Annotated in this window: 18 protein-coding genes; 6 read left to right on the plus strand and 12 right to left on the minus strand. The window is 73.1% G+C overall.

Annotation, left to right across the window (positions count from 1 at the left end):
* The first annotated feature begins 90 nt into the window (after nt 1-90).
* The gene (locus tag ACFVHI_RS17525; RefSeq protein ID WP_380340187.1) at nt 91-1,347 is read left to right on the plus strand and encodes an XdhC family protein; all 1,257 of its coding nucleotides are present in this window, start codon (nt 91-93) and stop codon (nt 1,345-1,347) included.
* Nucleotides 1,348-1,356: 9 nt separating this feature from the next.
* Here ACFVHI_RS17525 and ACFVHI_RS17530 read toward each other — a convergent pair whose 3' ends face one another.
* The 12 genes from ACFVHI_RS17530 to ACFVHI_RS17585 all read right to left on the minus strand — a co-directional run bounded on the left by ACFVHI_RS17530 (nt 1,357) and on the right by ACFVHI_RS17585 (nt 16,222).
* Nucleotides 1,357-1,977, minus strand: coding sequence for a LysE family translocator (locus ACFVHI_RS17530; protein WP_063350017.1), 621 nt, complete (start codon nt 1,975-1,977; stop codon nt 1,357-1,359).
* A 115-nt stretch (nt 1,978-2,092) separates the two neighbouring features.
* On the minus strand, nt 2,093-3,877 hold the full coding sequence (locus tag ACFVHI_RS17535) for an SDR family oxidoreductase (RefSeq protein WP_380340190.1): 1,785 nt from the start codon (nt 3,875-3,877) through the stop codon (nt 2,093-2,095).
* Nucleotides 3,874-4,737 (minus strand): M24 family metallopeptidase, encoded by an 864-nt coding sequence (locus tag ACFVHI_RS17540; RefSeq protein WP_380340193.1) that lies wholly within the window; start codon nt 4,735-4,737, stop codon nt 3,874-3,876. The genes ACFVHI_RS17535 and ACFVHI_RS17540 overlap by 4 nt, the downstream gene beginning before the upstream one ends.
* Before the next feature lie 27 nt (nt 4,738-4,764).
* The gene (locus ACFVHI_RS17545; RefSeq protein WP_380340196.1) at nt 4,765-5,850 is read right to left on the minus strand and encodes a PDR/VanB family oxidoreductase; all 1,086 of its coding nucleotides are present in this window, start codon (nt 5,848-5,850) and stop codon (nt 4,765-4,767) included.
* A gap of 123 nt (nt 5,851-5,973) precedes the next feature.
* Nucleotides 5,974-6,891: a metal-dependent hydrolase gene (locus tag ACFVHI_RS17550; protein ID WP_063350014.1), complete on the minus strand. Its 918-nt coding sequence runs from the start codon at nt 6,889-6,891 to the stop codon at nt 5,974-5,976.
* A 272-nt stretch (nt 6,892-7,163) separates the two neighbouring features.
* Nucleotides 7,164-7,943, minus strand: coding sequence for an IclR family transcriptional regulator (locus tag ACFVHI_RS17555; protein ID WP_063350013.1), 780 nt, complete (start codon nt 7,941-7,943; stop codon nt 7,164-7,166).
* A gap of 325 nt (nt 7,944-8,268) precedes the next feature.
* Nucleotides 8,269-9,729 (minus strand): catalase, encoded by a 1,461-nt coding sequence (locus tag ACFVHI_RS17560; RefSeq protein ID WP_063350012.1) that lies wholly within the window; start codon nt 9,727-9,729, stop codon nt 8,269-8,271.
* Between the two features lie 98 nt (nt 9,730-9,827).
* Nucleotides 9,828-11,087, minus strand: a complete 1,260-nt coding sequence (alc, locus tag ACFVHI_RS17565) for an allantoicase (protein WP_380340201.1) — start codon at nt 11,085-11,087, stop codon at nt 9,828-9,830.
* A 9-nt stretch (nt 11,088-11,096) separates the two neighbouring features.
* Nucleotides 11,097-12,500, minus strand: a complete 1,404-nt coding sequence (allB, locus tag ACFVHI_RS17570) for an allantoinase AllB (RefSeq protein ID WP_063350011.1) — start codon at nt 12,498-12,500, stop codon at nt 11,097-11,099.
* Between the two features lie 251 nt (nt 12,501-12,751).
* A complete protein-coding gene (locus ACFVHI_RS17575) occupies nt 12,752-13,894 on the minus strand; it encodes a glycerate kinase (protein ID WP_380340204.1) in 1,143 nt (380 codons plus the stop codon).
* Between the two features lie 455 nt (nt 13,895-14,349).
* On the minus strand, nt 14,350-15,237 hold the full coding sequence (locus tag ACFVHI_RS17580; RefSeq protein WP_363367147.1) for a 2-hydroxy-3-oxopropionate reductase: 888 nt from the start codon (nt 15,235-15,237) through the stop codon (nt 14,350-14,352).
* A gap of 139 nt (nt 15,238-15,376) precedes the next feature.
* Nucleotides 15,377-16,222 (minus strand): TIM barrel protein, encoded by an 846-nt coding sequence (locus ACFVHI_RS17585; protein WP_380340207.1) that lies wholly within the window; start codon nt 16,220-16,222, stop codon nt 15,377-15,379.
* Nucleotides 16,223-16,447: 225 nt separating this feature from the next.
* On the opposite strand from ACFVHI_RS17585, the gene ACFVHI_RS17590 reads away from it, so the two are divergent.
* The 5 genes from ACFVHI_RS17590 (at nt 16,448) to pucL (ending at nt 19,227) form a co-directional block, all read left to right on the plus strand.
* Nucleotides 16,448-16,693, plus strand: coding sequence for a thiamine-binding protein (locus tag ACFVHI_RS17590; RefSeq protein WP_079136014.1), 246 nt, complete (start codon nt 16,448-16,450; stop codon nt 16,691-16,693).
* Nucleotides 16,690-17,070, plus strand: a complete 381-nt coding sequence (locus tag ACFVHI_RS17595) for a helix-turn-helix domain-containing protein (protein ID WP_063350007.1) — start codon at nt 16,690-16,692, stop codon at nt 17,068-17,070. The genes ACFVHI_RS17590 and ACFVHI_RS17595 overlap by 4 nt, the downstream gene beginning before the upstream one ends.
* 274 nt (nt 17,071-17,344) lie before the next feature.
* Nucleotides 17,345-17,848, plus strand: coding sequence for a 2-oxo-4-hydroxy-4-carboxy-5-ureidoimidazoline decarboxylase (gene uraD / locus ACFVHI_RS17600; RefSeq protein ID WP_380340211.1), 504 nt, complete (start codon nt 17,345-17,347; stop codon nt 17,846-17,848).
* Between the two features lie 90 nt (nt 17,849-17,938).
* Nucleotides 17,939-18,274, plus strand: a complete 336-nt coding sequence (gene uraH, locus ACFVHI_RS17605; protein ID WP_063350005.1) for a hydroxyisourate hydrolase — start codon at nt 17,939-17,941, stop codon at nt 18,272-18,274.
* A 32-nt stretch (nt 18,275-18,306) separates the two neighbouring features.
* A complete protein-coding gene (pucL, locus tag ACFVHI_RS17610; protein WP_063350004.1) occupies nt 18,307-19,227 on the plus strand; it encodes a factor-independent urate hydroxylase in 921 nt (306 codons plus the stop codon).
* The last annotated feature ends 64 nt before the right edge of the window (nt 19,228-19,291 follow it).

Below are 19,291 nucleotides of genomic sequence, written 5' to 3' on the forward strand. Positions count from 1 at the left end.
AGGGCCTGGCCGCACCGCCGCCGTGCGGGAATCGTTTCCCGTACGGCGGCACCTCCCGTCTACCCTCGCTTGTGTAAGGAGCTCCCCGACATGCAGGACATCGCCGAGCAGTTGCAGGCCTGGCACGCGGCCGGGCGCTCCTTCGCCGTGGCCACCGTCGTCGGCGTCTCCGGCAGCGCGCCCCGCGACCCAGGGGCGGCCCTGGCCGTCGACGCGGCCGGCGAGGCGATCGGCAGCGTCTCCGGGGGCTGCGTCGAGGGCGCCGTCTACGAGCTGTGCCAGGCCGCCATCGAGTCCGGCGAACCCGTGCTGGAACGGTTCGGCTACAGCGACGAGGACGCCTTCGCCGTCGGCCTGACCTGCGGCGGCGTCCTCGACGTGTTCGTCCAGCCGATCCGGCCCGGGGCCGACGACGGGCTCGACGCCGGCATCGCCTACATCGCCTCCGGCACCCCGGTCGCGCTCGCCCGGGTGATCGCCGGGCCCGGCGGACTCGTCGGCGCCACCGTCGCCGTCACCGCCGACACCCACCACGGCGCCCTCCCCCCTGCCCTCCCTCCCGCCCCCTCGACGGCCCAGCCGTCGCCCGCCGCTGCCCCTGCGGCGACGCGCCCCGCGCGACACCTCCTGGCCGCGCTCGAACAGGCGGTCGTCACCGAGGCCCGGGCCATGCTCGACGCCGGACGCACCGGCCGGATCGTGCTCGGCCTCGACGGACGCCCCTGCGACGACCGCGACCAGGGCACCGTCACCTGCTTCGTCGAGTCCTACGTGCCCGCACCGCGGATGCTCGTCTTCGGCGCCATCGACTTCGCCGCCGCCGTCGTCCGGATCGGCCGCTTCCTCGGCTACCGCGTCACCGTCTGCGACGCCCGGCCCGTCTTCGCCACGAAGCAGCGCTTCCCCGAGGCCGACGAGGTCGTCGTCGACTGGCCGCACCGCTACCTCGACTCCCAGCTCGACCGGATCGACGGGCGCACCGTGCTCTGCGTGCTCACCCACGACGCCAAGTTCGACATCCCGCTGCTGGAACGCGCCCTGCGGCTGCCGGTCGGCTACGTCGGCGCGATGGGCTCGCGCCGCACCCACCGCGACCGCGAGGCGCGGCTGCGCGAGGTCGGGCTCACCGAGGCCGAGATCGGCCGGCTGCGCTCCCCCATCGGCCTCGACCTCGGCGCCCGCACCCCTGAGGAGACGGCCGTGTCCGTCGCCGCCGAGATCATCGCCCACCGGCGCGGCGGCAGCTGCCTGCCGCTCAACGCCGGGGACGGCCCGATCCACCACGAGGCACCGGCCACCCCCGAAGAGCCCCGGGCACGACGCACGCACCGGACGCACGCCGCCTGAGGCCGGCGGTCAGTCGCTCAGCGCCAGCTTCACGCCGAAGCCCACCACCACCGCGCCGGTCACCCGGTCCATCAGCCTCCGAGCAGCCGGGCGGCGCAACCAGCCGCGCAGCGCCTGGGCGAAACCGACCAGGACCGCCGACCACAGCACGCCCTCCACCACGTGGACGCAGGTGAGCGCCACCCCGGCGGCGAAGTGCGGGGCCCCAGCGGGGATGAACTGCGGCAGCACGGCCACGTAGAACACCCCGACCTTGGGGTTCAGCAGATTGGTCAGCGTGCCACGCCGCCAGCCGTACCCGAAGCCGCCCTCGGCCGGCTCCTCCTCGGCCGCCGCCTCCCCGCCCCGGCTGCGCAGCATGCCGACGCCCATCCACACCAGGTACGCGGCCCCGCCCCAGCGCAGCACCTCGTACGCCACCTGCGAGGCGGTCAGCAGCGCCGTCACCCCGGCCGAGGTCAGCGTCCCCCAGACCAGCGTCCCGGTCTGGATCCCCAGCACCACCCCCCACGCCTGACGCCGCCGCCCGAGCGCGGACGTGCGCAGCACCAGCGCGGTATCGAGCCCGGGTGTGAGCGTGAGCAGCCCCACGACGAGGGCGAAGGACCACAGAGCCGTTGTCATCTCCATGGGCCTCGATGCTCTCACAGGCCCGATGGGGCCCTCGGGTCGACCTCCCGGAGCGAAGCGGGCCTGCGATATACGGGAGCAAGTGTTGCCGATACCGCAGGCCCGCAGGGGCCGCTCAGGTGACGTTGAGGCGGGCTGCCAGGCGCAGGAGGCCGGGGCTGAGGCGGGAGAGGAAGCGGGCGGCCTTGGCCTCGGGGGTGACGGGGACGACCGGCTTGCCGGTGCGGACGGCGGTGAGGATGGCGGTGGCGACCTTCTCCGGGGGGAAGCCGCGGCGGGCGTAGAGCCTGGCGGCGCGGGCCTGCTTGGCGGCCTGCTGGTCGGCGGTGGTCGCGGAGAAGGTGGAGGTGCGGGTGATGTTGGTGTTGACGATGCCCGGGCAGATGGTGGAGACGCCGATGCCGTGCCCGGCGAGTTCGGCGCGCAGGCAGTCCGAGAGCATGAACACCGCGGCCTTGCTGGTCGCGTACGCGGTGAGCGCCTTGGACGGCAGGTAGGCGGCGGCCGAGGAGACGTTGACCAGATGGCCGCCGCGGCCGCGGTCGGCCATCAGCGTGCCGAAGGCGCGGCAGCCGTGGATGACGCCCCAGAGGTTGACGTCCAGGACGCGCTGCCACTCCTTCTCGGTGGTCTGCAGGAACGTCCCGGAGTGGCCGATGCCGGCGTTGTTGACCACCACGTCGGGCACCCCGTGCTCCTCCGCGACCGTCTGGGCGAAGGCGTCCACCGCAGCGCCGTCGGCGACGTCCACCCGGTAGGCGTGTGCCTGCGGGCCGAGCAGCGAGGCGAGTTCGGCGGTGCGCTCGGCGGCGGCGAGGTCGAGGTCGCAGACCACGACGCGGGCGCCGGCCTCGGCGAAGGCGAGCGCGGTGGCCCGGCCGATGCCGCTGCCGCCGCCGGTGACGACGACCAGCCGGCCGTCGCCCTGCTCCCGGGCCGGCTCGGCGGTCCCGCGTTCGATGCGGGTGGTGAACTCGCGGACCATCTCGGCCACGGTAGCTCCCTTCTCCAGCAGCGCCGACCAGTGGCCGGCGTGCAGCGTCCGTCGGGTCAGCTCGGGCACCCAGCGCTCCAGCCCCTCGGAGAGGAACGGCGCGACGTAGCGGTCCCGGGTGAGGGTGATCAGCTGGACCGGCACCTGCGTCGGCCGCTCGCGCGGACTGCGCAGCGTGGGGCGGAAGTTGGCCCGGTACAGCTCGATGCCGCGGACGGCGTCGCGGCGCAGGCCGGGCTGCGGGTGGTCGGGCCGCGGGGTGACCTGCTCCAGGTCGCGCAGCACCCGCGGCCAGGCCCGGGCCAGGCCCAGGCGCCACACGCCGGGGGCGAGGAAGGGCAGGTGGAAGGCCGTGATGTACCAGGAGTGCAGGCCCTGGTGGAGGAGTTGGCGCAGGTGGCGCGGGGTGGGCCGGCGCATCCGGTGGCGCAGCCAGTAGCCCATGTGGTCCAGGCAGGGGCCGGACATGGTGGTGTACGAGGCGATCCGCCGCTCGGAGCCGGGCTCGGTGACGGCCTCCCAGGACTGCAGCGAGCCCCAGTCGTGGGCGACCACGTGCACCGGGCGGTCGGGGCTGACGGCGTCGGCGACCGCGAACAGGTCGGCGGCCAGGTGCTCCAGCCGGTAGCCGTCCCGGGTGGCGGGTACCCCGGACTCGCCGGCGCCGCGCACGTCGTAGCGGACCACGCGGTGGTCGCGGGCGAGGTCGGCGGCGACGTCGTCCCAGACCGCGTGGGTGTCCGGGTAGCCGTGCACCAGGAGGACGGTGGGGGCGGCCGGGTCACCCTGTTCGAAGACGGCGAGCGGGAGGCCGTCGGAGTGCACGGTGCGGCGGCGCACGGGCGGGGCGGCCGGCGCCTTCGGGGCGGCTGCGGCCTTCGGGGCGTCTGCGGCGGGGGTGGTCATCGGGCGGCCTCCAGGGCAACGTCGTGGGCGGCGCCCGCCGTCCAGCGGCGGACGTGCGGCAGGTCGTCGTCGAGCCAGTGGGCGTCGTCCTCGGTGACCACCAGCAGTTCCTCGAACTTGATGCCCACGCCGCGGAAGCCGATGTGCGGCTCGACCGCCCACAGGCCCGGGGTGGGCGCGTGGCGGGACGACCGGCCGTCCGCCCAGAGCGGTGAACGGCCTTGCAGGCGCTCGGAGATCAGCTCGCGCCCGAGGGTCTGCAGGGTGCGCACGCCGAAGCCGAGGACGTTGACCCCGGCCGGGCCGCGCACGGTGGTGCGGGTGACCTGATGGCCGATCACCCGGCCCGGGTAGACCTGGTGGCGGTTGTCGTAGCCGTGCGCGGCGATCTGCGCGTCCACGGCCGCGTACACCTCGTCGAGCGGACGGCGGGCGCGCACCTCGGCGAGGATCAGCTCGCGGTACACCTGGAGGTCGGCGGCCAGGCGGTCCCAGACCCGGTTCTCACCGACCTTGCCGCCGTAGCCGATGTCGGCGGTGTAGCCGTCGACGATGGGCGCGCAGTCCAGGACGTACGGCATGCCCTCCTCCAGGCGGCGTTTGCCGGCGAAGAACTGGAGCGGGGTGTGGAAGTGCCGGAAGGCCGTGCGGTCGCCGAACCAGGCGAACGGGACGTGGAAGAAGTCCTGCACCCCGGCGGCGACCAGGCGGCGTCGCAGTTCGGAGGTGGCCTGGCGCTCGGTGACGCCCGGTTCGATCCAGGCGGCGACCTGTTCGGCGCAGTCGTAGGCGAGTTGCTGGGTCTCGCGGAAGCGGGCGAGGTCGCGCTCGTCGTAGGGGAAGGTCGGGGGGTTCGCCATCGGGGCTCCTTCTACAGGTCGAGCACGCTACAGGTCGAGCACCAGGGTCTCGCCCTCGGCGGCCCGGGAGACGCAGGGCAGCACGGCGCCGGCGGCACGCTGCTCGGGGGTGAGCCGGCGGTCCCGGTGCTCGGGCGTACCGGCCAGCAGGCGGACCTCGCAGGTGCCGCAGAAGCCCTGGTGACAGGAGTACGGGAGGTCGGGGCGGGCTTCGCGCAGCACGTCCAGGGCGGAGCGGTCGGCGGGGACGTCCAGCGCCGGGCCGTCGACGCCCAGGCGCAGGGCGAAGGGCTCGCCGCCGACGATCGGGGCGGCACCGAAGCGCTCGAAGTGCAGGGCGGTGGAGGGGGATTCGTCCAGGGCGCGCTGCACGGCGGTGAGCATCGGGGCCGGGCCGCAGCAGTAGACGGCGGCGCCGTGCGGGGCGTGGGCGAGCAGGTCGGCGCCGGTCGGCACGCCGTGCTCGTCGTCGGTGCGCAGCACCACCCGGCACGGGTCGAGGGCGCGCAGCTCGTCCGCGTACGGGAGGGTGTCGGCGCTGCGGCCGACGTGCACCAGGCGCCAGTCCAGGCCGTGCCGCTGCGCCTCGCGGGCCATCGGGAGCAGCGGGGTGATGCCGATGCCGCCGGCGAGCAGCAGGACGGCGGGCTCGGCGCAGAAGGCGAAGCCGTTGCGCGGGCGGCGGGCGGTGAGGCGGCTACCGGAGTGCAGGGTGTCGTGGATCTCGACGGAGCCGCCGCCGCCCTCGGGCAGTCGCCGTATGGCGATCCGGTAGGCGGCGCGGTCGGCGGGGTCGCCGCAGAGCGAGTAGTGGCGTTCGCGGCCGGAGGGCAGGGCGAGGCGCAGGTGGGCGCCGGGCTGCCAGTCGGGGAGCGGTCCGCCGGAGGGGTCGGCGAGTCGCAATTCGACGACGTCGGAGGCGAGTTGGCGGCGGGCGGCGACGACCAGCTGGAGCGGCGGGGTGGGGCGGCTGAGCGGGCGGCGGGGGTTGCGGCGCAGCAGGGGGCTGCCGAGGGCCGGGGTGTAGCGGTCGCCGAAGGCGGTGAGCCGGCGCATGAACGCGTCGGCGCGGGGGCGGCCGTAGAGGTCGGGGGGCGGGTTGAGCAGGTCCATCCGGCGGTCCTTGGCGTCTGGGAGGGGGCGCGGGCGACGGGTGACAAGTTTCAGAGTTCAGATTTCAGATAACAGATAACGTTTTCTGTTATCTGTTATCTGAAATCTGTCGCCTGAACTCTGTCAGTGGCCCCCTGCCGCCGCGCGGGCGGCCGGGGAGGCGGCGAGGTAGCCGAGGGCCTGGCTGGAGGAGCCCTCCTGGGTGGGGTGGTAGCCGGGCCGCAGGTAGCGCAGGCCGGAGCGGATCGACCGGAGCGGATCGGGCAGCAGGCCGCGCTTGGCGATCTTGCCGGCCTCGCGCCAGGTGGGCTTGAGCCGTCCGCCGAGGGTGGGGTCGGCGGCGAGCAGGAAGCGGGCGCCGCGCACCCAGAGGTGGACGAGCAGCGGCCCGGAGACCGCCATGCCGCGGACCCGGCGCAGGTAGCCGGGGTCGAGGTGGACCATCAGGTCGAAGGCGACACTGCGGTGTTCGACCTCCTCGGCGCCGTGCCAGCGCAGCAGGTCGAGCATCGTCGGGTCGGCCTTGGCGCGGTCCAGGCCAGGGGAGTTGAGCGCCCAGTTGCCGAGGAAGGCGGTGAAGTGCTCGATCGCCGCCACGAAGGCGACCCGCTCGATGAGGTTCTCGCGTCGCCGCGCGGGGCTGAGCCCGGGCTTGTCACCGAGGACGCGCTGGAACAGCCAGGCGATCTGCCGGACGTACGGACGCGGGTCGAGCCCCTGGCCGAGCAGGTGGTCGAGGACCTCCTGGTGCGCCTCGGCGTGGATGGCCTCCTGGCCGATGAACCCGAGGACCTCCTCGCGCAGTTGCTCGTCGCGGATGAGCGGCAGCGCCTCCTTGAAGACCTTGACGAACCAGCGCTCGCCCTCGGGCAGCAGCAGGTGCAGCACGTTGATGACGTGGGTGGCCATCGGCTCGTCAGGAATCCAGTGCAGCGGCAGCCGGTCCCAGTCGAAGCGGACGTCCCGGGGTTCGAGGACGAGGCTGTCGTGGACGCGCGCGGCGGGGACGGCAAGGGCGGGTACGGGGGTTGAGCGGGGCACGGCAGGCCCTCCTGACCTCGGGGCGGCGGCTCGACTCAGGGAAACGTACTCGCGGGTAGCGGCCGGGACAAGGGGTTCGGCGACTCCTATCGACATCGAGTCTAATAAGTGACGCACTCCGGGGCCGTCACCGGAAACGCTTGCGAACGGACGCGCCCGTGAACGAACACGCCTGCGAACCGTCATGTCTGTGAACCAACACGCCCGCGGACAAACACGCGAGCCCCGCCGGATCACTCGGATCCGGCGGGGCCCACGGGAGCGACCGGCCGTCAGACCGCCATTGCCAGCATCAGCGGCGCCGCCCTGGCCGCCAGCAGTTCGGCGGCGGCCTTCAGCTTGTGCACGTTGTCCACCGGCATCGACGTGGCCAGGCAGCCGACCGTGCTGCCCGCCGTGATCGGGACGGCCGCGCACACCGTGCCGAGCGCGTACTCCTGGATGTCCAGCACCGGCACGGTGGCCGGCTGCCGCTCCAGCCGGTGCATCAGCTGGTCGGCGTCGGTGACGGTCCGGGAGGTGAGCCGGGCCACCGGGTGGCGGGAGAGGTGGTCCCAGCGGGCGTCCGCGTCGAGCTGGCCGAGCAGGCACTTGCCGATCGCGCTGGCGTGCGCGGTGGCCCGGAAGTCCACCCACTCCTGCACGGCCGGAGCGTACTCGGCCGCGGACACCGCCTCCACCGACAACTCGCCGTCGTGGTAGCGGGTGAAGTACACTGCCGCACCCAACTCGTCGCGCAGCTCGGCGAGTTTGCGGTTCAGTCGGGCCTTCACCAGCTGCTCCCGGTTGTGCTGGCCGAGCAGGGCGAAGGTACCGCCGAGCACCCAACCGCCGTCCTGGCACTGGAGGTAGCCCTCGATCTCCAGGATCTCGGCGAGCTGCCGGACGGTCGGCAGGCCGAGCGAGGTCTCCCGCGCGAGGGCGACCAGGGTGGCACCGTCAGGGTGCCGGTCGACGGCCTCCAGCAGTCTGAGGGCGTGCTGCAGGGAGGTGAACGGGCCGGCGAGGCCCTGGTCCAGCGCGGCGTGGCGACCCGGGGCTGGTGTCGACATGTCGTCCCCTTCCGATGTCCCCCCACGGAGCGACCGCGGGCGCCCTCCAGCCTATCGACCCGGCGGGCCCGGCGACTGCCGTCCGTGAATATCCGTGAACATTCCGTGGAGCACCCACCGATCGCCTGGAGGAACGGTAGTGGAGGACAGCACGACGGGCCCCTCCCCCACTGCCCGGGGAGAGGAGGCCGTCCCGCGGCCGCCGGGTTGCGGGGCCCCGGCGGCCGGTGGGGGCGGGTCAGTCGGTCAGCGGGGCGTCACGCGAGGCGCGCCACGACGGGGTGGCCCAGCCCTCGTTGCACGTGGCACGCCATAGCGAGGTGGCTCAGCCCTCGTCGCCCGCCCGCAGCTTGGCGACGGCCGCCTCCAGGCGGGCGCCGTACTCCTCGTCCGCGGCGTGGAAGTGGGCGAGGTTCTTCTCGACCACGTCGTCGCGGCTCACCTGAGCGAGGAAGCCCGCGATGTTGTCGATCAGCCGGGTCCTCTCGCCCGCGGACATCAGCCGGTACAGTTCGCCGGCCTGGAAGAAGTCGTCGTCCTTGGTGTGGGCCGGCGTGGTGTAGGTGCCCGTGTAGCCGTCCAGCCGGACCGGCGCGGCGAGCGCGGTGTCGGTCTGGGCGGGGCCGTCGTACGAGTTGGGCTCGTAGTTCTTGCCGCGGCCGGACTTGTTGACGGCGTGGAGGCCGTCGCGGCCGTAGTTGTCCGCCTCGGTGGCGCGCGGGGCGTTCACCGGCAGCTGGGTGTGGTTGACGCCGAGGCGGTAGCGCTGGGCGTCGGCGTAGGCGAACAGGCGGCCCTGGAGCATCTTGTCCGGGGAGGGGCCGATGCCGGGCACGAAGTTGTTCGGCGAGAACGCGGACTGCTCGACGTCGGCGAAGACGTTCTCCGGGTTCCTGTTGAGCACCAGGCGGCCGACCTTGACCAGCGGGTAGTCGGCGTGCGGCCACACCTTGGTGAGGTCGAACGGGTTGAAGCGGTAGTCCGCGGCCTCGGCCACCGGCATCAGCTGGACGTAGAGGGTCCAGGACGGGAACACGCCGCGCTCGATGGCCTGGTGCAGGTCGCGCTGGTGCGAGTCGGCGTCGGCACCGAGCACCTCGGCGGACTGGTCGCCGTCCAGCGAGCGGATGCCCTGGTTGGTCTTGAAGTGGTACTTGACCCAGTAGGCGTCGCCCTCGGCGCTGACCCACTGGTAGGTGTGCGAGCCGTAGCCGTTCATGTGGCGGTAGGAGGCCGGGATGCCGCGGTCGCCGAACAGCCAGGTGATCTGGTGGGTCGAGGCGGGCGAGTGGGCCCAGAAGTCCCAGACGTTGTCCGCCTCCTGCACGCCGGTGTACGGGTCGCGCTTCTGCGAGTGGATGAAGTCGGGGAACTTGAGCGGGTCCTTGATGAAGAACACCGGGGTGTTGTTGCCGACCAGGTCGTAATTGCCCTGCGCGGTGTAGAACTTCAGCGCGAAGCCGCGCGGGTCGCGCACCGCGTCGCTGGAGCCCAGGTTGCCGGCCACGGTGGAGAACCGCAGGAAGACCTCGGTGCGCTTGCCGACCTCGGCGAGGAAGTCCGCGCGGGTGTACTGCGACACCTCGTCGGTGACCTCGAAGTAGCCGTACGCGCCGGAGCCGCGGGCGTGCACGACGCGCTCCGGGATGCGCTCGCGGTTGAAGCGGGCCAGCTTCTCCAGCAGCTGCTGGTCCTGGATCAGCAGCGGGCCGTACTCGCCGGCCGAGGCCGAGTTCTGGTTGTCGGCGACCGGGGCGCCGGACTCCGTGGTCAGGATCTTGGACATGGAGGGTCCTTCAGGTGTCGATAAAAGCAGTGCGTGGAGAGTGAAATGACGCAGCGTCAGTTTGTGGCACAGGGCTCCGCCGGATCGCCGAACGGGCGTCAGGCGCCCAGCAGGCGCCACACCGCCGAGCGGCGGCGGGAGGAGTGCTCGCCGTCGGGGCCGTCGGCGGGCCGGAGCGCGGCGACGGCGCCGGCGGCCGCGGTCTGGTCCGCCAGCGGGCGGGCGGCGGTCAGCGCGGCGGCCTCGTCGGCGGTCAGGCCGGCCTCGGTGAGGGCCGCGGCGGCCTCGGCGGCCGGGACGGCGTTGAACCAGCGCAGCGCGAGGGCCGCGCGGCCGGCCTCGGTGAGGCGGCCGGTGAGCCGGAGGCGGGCGAGGCCGCCGTCCGGGTGGACGTTGATGCGCACGTGGGTCACCGGGCGGCCGGCGTCGAGCCGGAAGCGGTGCCGGGTGTCGGGCTGCAGGCGGGTACGGGGCAGGATCTCGAACCATTCGCCGTCGGCCGGGTCCGCCCCGGTCGAGGCGTCGAAGCCGACGAGGTCGGCCCAGCCGGGGGCATTGGCGACGAAGTGGGTGGTGTCCACCTCGGCGGCCAGGGCCTCACCGCCCCCGGCCAGGGCGATCTGCACCCAGTCGTTGGCCTTGTCGCGCCGACGCCGGGTCTCCCAGCCCTCGCCCATGACGGAGGCGCGGCCGGGAGCGTTCAGGTTGTGCGGGGAGGAGAAGTAGCGGTCGGACGCCGCCTCGGCCACGCCGCCGTACTCCTGGGCGGCCAGGTCGAAGGTGAGGCCGTCCAGTTCGCGCGGGTCGGGCAGCACCTCGCCGTGGACGCGCAGCCGGGCGACGCCGCCGTCCGGGAAGATGTTGAGGCGGATGTGGGTGTAGCGGTTGGCGTCCTCGACGGCGAACTCGTGGGCGGTGTCGCCCTGGAGCGGGGTGCGCGGCACCAGCGTGGTCCACTCGGCGTCCGCGACTTCCTCGGGCGAGGGGTGGCCGGGCACGGAGGCGGCCTCGACGGAGGCGCTCTCCGGGTAGTTGCCGGTGAAGTGGGCGGTGTCCACGACCAGGCCGCGGACCACACCGCCGGCGCCGAGCCGGACGATCGCCCAGTCGTGGTCCTGGTCGGTGGGGTGGGGCTGGTCGGCGGAGACGCCGCGGCGGCGCTTGGACTCCCAGCCGTCCATGATCTGGCCCTTGTGGCCGAAGGTGTGCGGGCGGAACTCGGCGGGCTTGGCGACCAGGAGGTTCTCGGCGTCGGCGAAGGTGTCCTCGTTGGTGGCGACGACGCCCGCGCCGAGCAGCCGCGAGGCCAGGTTGACCAGCTCGGTGAAGGGAGCGCTCGGGGTGTCGGCAGTGGTCACGAAGTCTCCTCAGGACGGGCGATCGGACGGGGTGGTGGGGGCGGCGGCGGGCCGGGTGAGCGGGCGGCCGAAGGGCTCGGCCGAGACGTCCACCGCGCGGCCGCGCAGCCAGGTGGTGCGGACCGCGCCGGTCAGCGTCCGGCCCGCGTACGGGGTCACGGGGTTGCGGTGGTGCAACTCGCGGGGGTGGACGGCGAATTCGCCGTCGGGGTCGAAGGCGACCAGGTCGGCGTCGCAGCCCGCCGCGATGGCGCCCTTGACCCCGGTGAGGCCGGCGAGTTCGGCCGGTCCGGCGGACATCCAGCGGACCACGTCGGCGAGGCCGTGGCCGCGGCGGCGGGCCTCGGTCCAGATCGCCGGCAGGCCCAGTTGCAGGGAGGCGATGCCGCCCCAGGCGGCCGCGAAGTCACCGCTGCCGCCGTACTCGGGCAGCAGCTTGAGGTCGGGGGTGGAGGGCGAGTGGTCGGAGACGACGGCGATGAACTCGCCGTCCGCCAGGGCCTGCCAGAGCAGGTCGCGGTTGGTCTCGTCGCGGATCGGCGGGCAGCACTTGAAGGCGGTGTCGCCGTCCGGCACCTGCTCGGCCGCCAGGGTCAGGTAGTGCGGGCAGGTCTCGGCGGTGACCTGGACGCCGTCCTCGCGGGCCTGGCGCAGCAGCGGCAGCACGGCGGCGGAGGAGACGTGCAGGATGTGGACGCGGGCGCCGGTGCGCCGGGCGGTGTCGAGCAGGACGGCGACGGCAGCGGTCTCCGCGTCGGCGGGGCGGGAGGCGAGGAAGTCGCGGTAGTGGACGCCGGGTTGCTGCGGGGCGGCGGCCAGCACGGCCGGGTCCTCGGCGTGGATGATCGCCAGCGCCCCGAGCCGGGCCTGCTCGGCCAGCGCGGCCTCCAGGTCCGCGGCCTCGACGTGCGGGAACTCGTCGACGCCGGAGGGGGCGAGGAAGCTCTTGAAGCCGAACACGCCGGCCTCGTGCAGCGGCGCGAGGTCCGGGACGTTGCCGGGGACGGCGCCGCCCCAGAAACCGAGGTCGACCCAGGCCTGGCCGTCCGCGGCCTTCCGCTTGGCGGCCAGGCCGTCCAGCGTGGTGGTGGGCGGGACGGAGTTGAGCGGCATGTCGATGATCGTGGTGACGCCGCCGGCCGCGGCGGCCCGGGTGGCGGTGGCGAAGCCCTCCCACTCGGTGCGGCCGGGCTCGTTGACGTGCACGTGGGTGTCGACCAGGCCGGGCAGCAGGGCGGTGTCGCCGAGGTCGGCGAGGCCGCCGTCGCCGTCGGGTCGGTCGCCCGCGAGGAGCGAGCCGTACGCGGCGACCTGCTCGATCTTCCCGTCCCGGATCAGCACGTCGGCGGGGCGCTCACCGTCGGGCAGGACCACCCGTCGGGAGCGGATCACCGCTGGCTGGCTGAAAGGCATGGGAGACCTCCGAAACCTGGAAGTTGGGGGTGGGCGCCGGGCAGGAACCGGGCTTGAACCGGGCGGGGAACCGGGAGGGAACCGGGCGGGGAAGCGAAGGATTGCCGGGAGCCTAGGCCCGCCTTCAACAAAACGTCAATGGAGGAACGTACGAGGGAAACGTACGGGGGATCCGCACGCCCCATCGGCATGAGGGATCGGCCCGACCGATCGGCGTGCGGGACCGGGGTGCGGCGGATCGGCACGAGGGATCAGCCGGCCAGCAGCTCGCCCGCCAGCCGCTCCCCCGCGACCTCGGCCAGCTCGCCGGCCTTGGTCATGCTGTCCCCCGGCCGCTCGGCGAGGTCAGTGAGGGCGATCGCGGCGGTGAACCCGGCGGCCCGCCACTCGGGCTCGGACAGCTCCAGCCGCCCCGCCACGGCAGCTACCCGAACCCCCGCCCGGGCGGCCGCCGCGGCAACGCCGGCGGGGGCCTTGCCGTGGAGCGTCTGCGCGTCCAGACAGCCCTCGCCGGTCACGACGAGGCGTGCCCCACGCACGGCCTCGTCGAAACCCAGCAGTTCGAGCAGCAGCTCGATACCGGGTCGCATGGTGGCGCCGAGCAGCGCGAGGGCGGCGAAGCCCACCCCGCCGGCGGCCCCGGCGCCGGGGGCGTCGCGCACGTCCCGTCCGGTGGCCAGGGCGACCTGGTCGGCGAAGCGGGTCAGGCCCTCCTCCAGGATCACCAGGTCGTCGCCGTCGGCGCCCTTCTGCGGGCCGTAGACGGCGGTGGCGCCGCGCGGGCCGAGCAGCGGGTTGTCCACGTCGCAGGCCACGACGATCTCGACGCCGGCCAGCACGTCGGCCAGCGGGCCGGGCTCGATCCGGTCGAGCCTGCGCAACGCGGCTCCGCCGGGGGGCAGTTCGGCGCCCTCGACGTCGAGCAGGCGGGCCCCGAGGGCCTGGACCATGCCCGCGCCGCCGTCGGTGCAGGCGCTGCCGCCGAGGCCGAGCACGATCCGCTTGGCGCCGAGCGCCACGGCCCGGCCGATCAGCTGGCCGACGCCGTAGGAGCCGGCCGCGAGCGGGGCGGTGCGGCCGCCGGGGAGCCGGGCGAGACCGGAGGACTGCGCCAGCTCGACCACGGCGGTATCCTCCCGCACGGCCAGCGCGGCGCCCACCGGCAGTCCGGTCGGACCGGCCACCTTGGCCGGGACGCGGGTGAAGCCGGCCGCGAGCGCGGCGGCCAGGGTGCCCTCGCCGCCGTCGGCGACGGGCAGTTCGCGCACCTCGACGCCGGGCGCGGCGCGCCGGACGCCGGCGGCGATCCGGGCGGCGACCTCGGCGCCCTCCAGGGTGCCCTTGAACTTGTCGGGAGCTACGACCACATGGCCCTGGTGGGGGGTGACGGGCATGGTGCGGTCCTCACTTCCGTACGGGGTCTGGCGATGTTTCGACAGCCTGTGCCAAGCATGGGCCCGGGTGCACCTGGGGTGCGACCCCCCGTCAGGAGAAACGTCCCCGCTCGGGAGACTCGGGAGATACGCCCCCGGCCAGGAGATACGCCTCCCGCCGGGAGGGTGCGACTCCCGTCGGGAGGGTGCGACCCCCTCCCCGCCGTTCCCCTCGTCCCGCTTCCGACGTACGAGAGGCTCCCCTCGACGGGGAGGGGGCCAGGCGAGGCGTACCGGCACGACCGAAGTGCCCCCGACAGGGGAGGTACGCATCACCGGCTGGATCGACCGGCGGGCGGGCGGATGAGCCCCGGTCCCGGCCGCCGGTCGGGTCTGGCCTCCTGGTGGCGCGGGCACGACCGGATGAGGTACACGCCACCAGGAGGAGTTCACGAAGGCCCGAGGAGCCCCGGGGCCTACTTGACCTCGCGGCCCGAGAGGCGCTCGACGCCGCGCAGCAGCGCCGAGTGGTCGAGCGAGCCGTCGCCGTTGGCGCGGGCGGAGGCGACCAACTGGGCCACCACGGCGCCGACCGGCAGCGCGGCGCCCACGGCGCGGGCGGCGTCGGTGACGATGCCCATGTCCTTGTGGTGCAGGTCGATCCGGAAGCCGGGGGCGAACTCGCGGCCGACCATGTTCGCCTTCTTGCGGTTCAGCACGGTCGAACCGGCCAGGCCGCCGCCGAGCACGTCCAGCGCGGCGGGCAGGTCGACGCCGGCGTTCTCCAGGAACACCACGGCCTCGGCGAGCACCTGGATGTTGACGGCGACGATCAGCTGGTTGGCGGCCTTGACGGTCTGGCCGGCGCCGGACGGGCCGACGTGGATGACCGTGGTGCCCAGGACGTCGAACAGCGGCTTGGCCTCGGCGAAGTCCTCGGCGGCACCGCCGACCATGATCGACAGCACCGCCTCGACGGCACCGGCCTCGCCACCGGAGACCGGGGCGTCCAGGGTGCGCACGCCCTTCTCCTTGGCGGCCGCCTCGACCTTCTGGGAGGTCTGCGGGGTGATCGAGGACATGTCGATCACGAGGGTGCCGGGCCTGGCGTTCTCCAGCACGCCGCCCTCGCCCAGGACGGCCTGCTCGACGTGCGGGTCCGCCGGAACCATGGTGATGACGACCTCGGCGTCCTTCACCGCGTCCGCGATGCTGGTGGCGCCGTGGCCGCCGGCCGCGACCAGGGCGTCGATCTGCGGCTGGGTGAGGTTGTAGCCGGTGACGTGGTGGCCGGCCTTGACCAGGTTGGCGGCCATCGGGCTGCCCATGATGCCGAGGCCGATGAAGGCGATCTTGCGGCTCATCGCGTCGTTCCTTACGTCGTTCGTGGGGTGGGGAGGGTGGTGGGCCGGGCTTGCTCGGCGGCGTGCGGCCCGCCTAAGCAGCGGTGCCGTGCCCGCTCACGCGGCGGCGGTGCCCGCCTACTCGGCGCCTACTCGGCGACTACTCGGCGGCGCGGTGCTCGCGCGGCAGCCACCCGAAGCTGTCGGCGCTGACGCCGGTGGAGGGCCGGTACTCCAGGCCGATCGGGCCGGTGTAGCCGGCGGCGGTGAGCCGGGCGAAGAGGTCCTCGAAGTCCAGCCCGCCGGTGCCGGGCTCGTTGCGGCCCGGGTTGTCGGCGATCTGCACGTGGCCGAACCGGTCGGCGTAGGCGTCGATGACGGCCGGCAGGTCCTCGCCGTTCCTGGCCAGGTGGTACAGGTCGCAGAGGAACTTCGCGTTGCCCAGGCCGGTGGCGGCGTTGACCTTGTCGACCACCTCGACCGCGGCGGCCGCGGAGACCAGCGGGTAGTCCGGGGACTCCGCCGTGTTGAGGGCCTCGATCAGCAGGATCGCACCGATCTCGTACGCGGCCCCGGCGGCGAGCACCAGGTTCTCCAGCGCGAGGGCGTCCTGCTCGGCGGCCTCGACGCCTTCGATCCGGTTGCCGTACAGCGCGTTGAGCGCCTTGGCGCCGAGCGAGGCGGCGAGCCCCGCGGCGACCGGGACGTTGGCCCGGAAGCGGTCCCTCTCGGAGGGCACCGAGACGGTGCCACGGGCCCCGAGGGTGAGGTCGTCCAGGAAGTTGAGGCCGGTGAGCCGCACGCCCGCGTCGCCGAAGGCCTTGCGGAGGGTGTCCAGCTCGGCTTCGGACGGGGTGGGCTCGGCGCCGAAGGGCCACCACAGCTCGGCGGCGGTGAAACCGGCGGCGGCGGCCGCGGCGGGACGCTCCAGCAGCGGCAGTTCGCCGAACAGGATCGACAGGTTGACCGTGAAGCTGTGCCGGGAAGCGGCCGTCACGTCACTCACCTCTCACTCTCTTCCGAGATCCGCAACTTCCACGATCCGGAAGAGGGATTCTGCTTGGTGGAAGCATCTCCGGCTCGGCGAGCAGATGTCAAGACCGCCGCAACATTTTGTTGAAGAAGCCCGGGCGCGAACCCGGAAACCCCCTCCCGCCGGCACCGCGGCCGTCTGATCGACCGGCCCCTGCCCGCCCGCACCGGCGCTCGCTACAGTGAGCACGTGCGATTGATGGTGGAGTTCACGACAGAACCGTTCGAACTGGACACGTTCCCCGAGCACGCCGCGGCGGCCCGCCAGGTCGTCGACGAGGCCGGCCTGGCCGTCTCGGTCGGCCCCTTCGGGACCGGCGCCGAGGGCGAGGCCGACCAGGTGCTCGCCGCGGTGACCAAGCTGCTCCGGGAAACCCTGACCGCGGGCGCGACCCGGATCTCGGTCCAGGTCAGCGTGCTCGGCGAGGAGGGCGGTACGCCGTGACCGAGCACGTGGAGCACCCGCTCGCCCTGGCCATCAAGCCACTGCTCGACGCCGTCGGCGCGACGCCCGTCCGACTGGACGAGGCGAAGTCCGAGGACGTCGTCCTGGAGTGGGAGGGCGCCCCGGCGCTCGCCGTCCGGCTGCCGCACCTGAGCAGCGCCCTGGACCGACTGCTGGCCGAGATGGCCCGCCAGTTCGACGGCCGCCCGCTGGCCGAGCTGGATCGCGGGGAGAAGCAGCGGGTCGTCGCCCTCCTGGAGGAGCGCGGCGCCTTCACCGTCCGCCACGGGGTCGAGACGGTCGCCTCGGCACTCGGCGTCAGCCGGTTCACGGTGTACAACTACCTCAACCGCCAGGACGGCTCGAAGCCCTCCTGACCCCGGTCGATCCCCCGGTCGATTCCTCCAGCACTTCCGCCAGGACCTCCGCCAGGACTTCCTCCTGACGGAAACCTTCCGAACGGACGGACCCCGCCGGCGCGGCCAGTCTGAACCAGCCCCCGGCGGGGCGCACTTGGCGAATCGCACACGAATCGCGCCGGCAACGGCGGCCGGTTCAAAACGTAACCACCAACCGTTCAACAAAGTGTTGACGGCCGGGTGGGGTGGATCTAGCTTGTGCGGGTGGCACCACTCTTCAGGAGGTCCACCCGTGACCAACCACCCCCACACCCTTGACGCCCTGGCCGCGGCCGACGCCGCGGACCTGGAAGCCGTTCTGCTGGAGGTCTGCCCCAGCCCCCACTGGGCCGCCGACGTCGCGCGGGCCAGGCCCTGGCCCGACCGGGAGTCCCTGCTCACCGCCAATGCGGCGGCCATGGCCGGACTGACGGTCGCCGACCTGCACGACGCGATGGCCGGCCACGCCCGGATCGGCAAGCCCAAGACCGACGACGCCAGCTCGCAGCGGGAGCAGGCCGGCATCCAGGGCGCGGACCGAGCCCTCCTCGACGAACTGCACGAGGCCAACGCCGCCTACGAGGCCAAGTTCGGCCACGTGTTCCTGATCTGCGCGACCGGCCGCACCGCGGCCACCATGCTCGCCGCCCTGCGCGAGCGCCACCCCAACGACGCCGCCACCGAGGCGGAGATCGTCCGGGGCGAACTGCGCAAGATCAACGACATTCGGCTCAATCGCCTGCTCGACGCATCCTGACGGGCCCTGGCGAACCCTGACAGATCCTGACGGATCGTTAGAATCTGCTGACGAATGATCACCTCTGCCATCAGTAAGGTCACTTCACCCATGACTGGCATCTCCACCCACGTGCTCGACACCAGCCTCGGCCGCCCGGCCGAGGGCGTCCCGGTCGAGCTCGCACTGCACACCGAGGGTGGCTGGCAGGTGCTCGGCACCTCCGCCACGGACTCCGACGGCCGGGCCAAGGACCTGCCGGCCGTGGAGGCGGGCTCGGTCGTCCGGCTGCTCTTCGACACCCGCGCCTACCACGCGCTCAAGTCCGCGGAGCCGCCGTTCTTCCCCGAGGTCTCGATCGTCTTCACGGTCGCGCCCGCGCAGCACCACTACCACGTGCCGCTGCTGCTCAACCCGTTCGGATACTCGGTCTACCGCGGAAGCTAGTAGACCGACCTGGAAGCCCTAGGAGCCACGTCATGGCCCACGTGCTCGGTCAGAACCAGTACGGCAAGGCGGAGAACCGCATCGTGCGGGTCTACCGCGACTCCACCCGGCACGAGATCAAGGACCTGAACGTCTCGGTCTCCCTCCGGGGCGAGTTCGAGGACGTCCACCTCACCGGGTCGAACGCCAACTGCCTCCCCACCGACACCACCAAGAACACCGTGTACGCCTTCGCCAAGGAGCACGGGATCGAGTCGGCCGAGGCCTTCGGCATCATCCTGGCCCGCCACTTCGTCGACGACACCGAGCGCGGCGTCGTGCACAGCGCCCGGATCCGGATCGAGGAGTACGCCTGGGACCGGATCAAGACGCCGGACAACTCGGCCCGCTTCATCGGCTCGGAGGAGGTCGGCCACTCCTTCGTCCGCAACGGCCAGGAGACCCGCACCACCGAGATCGTCTACGACGGCGAGACCGTCCAGGTCGTCTCCGGCCTCAAGGACCTCATCGTCATGAACTCCACCAACTCGGAGTTCTGGGGCTACATCAAGGACAAGTACACCACCCTGCAAGAGGCGTACGACCGCATCCTCGCCACCCAGGTCACTGCTCGCTGGAAGTACGGCTACGACGGCCGGGACGACCAGGCCCAGCCCAACTGGAACCGCTCCTACACCCACGTGCGGCGGCACCTGCTGGAGGCCTTCGCCGAGACCTACTCCTACTCGCTGCAGCAGACCCTGCACTCGATGGGCACCCGGGTCCTCAACAACCGCGCCGAGGTCGACGAAGTCCGCCTGGAGCTGCCCAACAAGCACCACTTCCTCGTCGACCTGGAGCCCTTCGGCCTCAAGAACGACAACGAGGTCTACTACGCCGCCGACCGGATGTACGGCCTCATCGAGGGCACCGTGCACCGCGAGGGCGTCGTCCCGGTCATCCCCGTCGCCTGACCGCCCCACCCCACCCCCATGGACACCGCCCGGAATCGCCGCACCCGCCGGCCCCCGAACGCCG

The organism is Kitasatospora sp. NPDC127121 (genome assembly GCF_042677305.1).
GTDB lineage: Bacteria > Actinomycetota > Actinomycetes > Streptomycetales > Streptomycetaceae > Kitasatospora.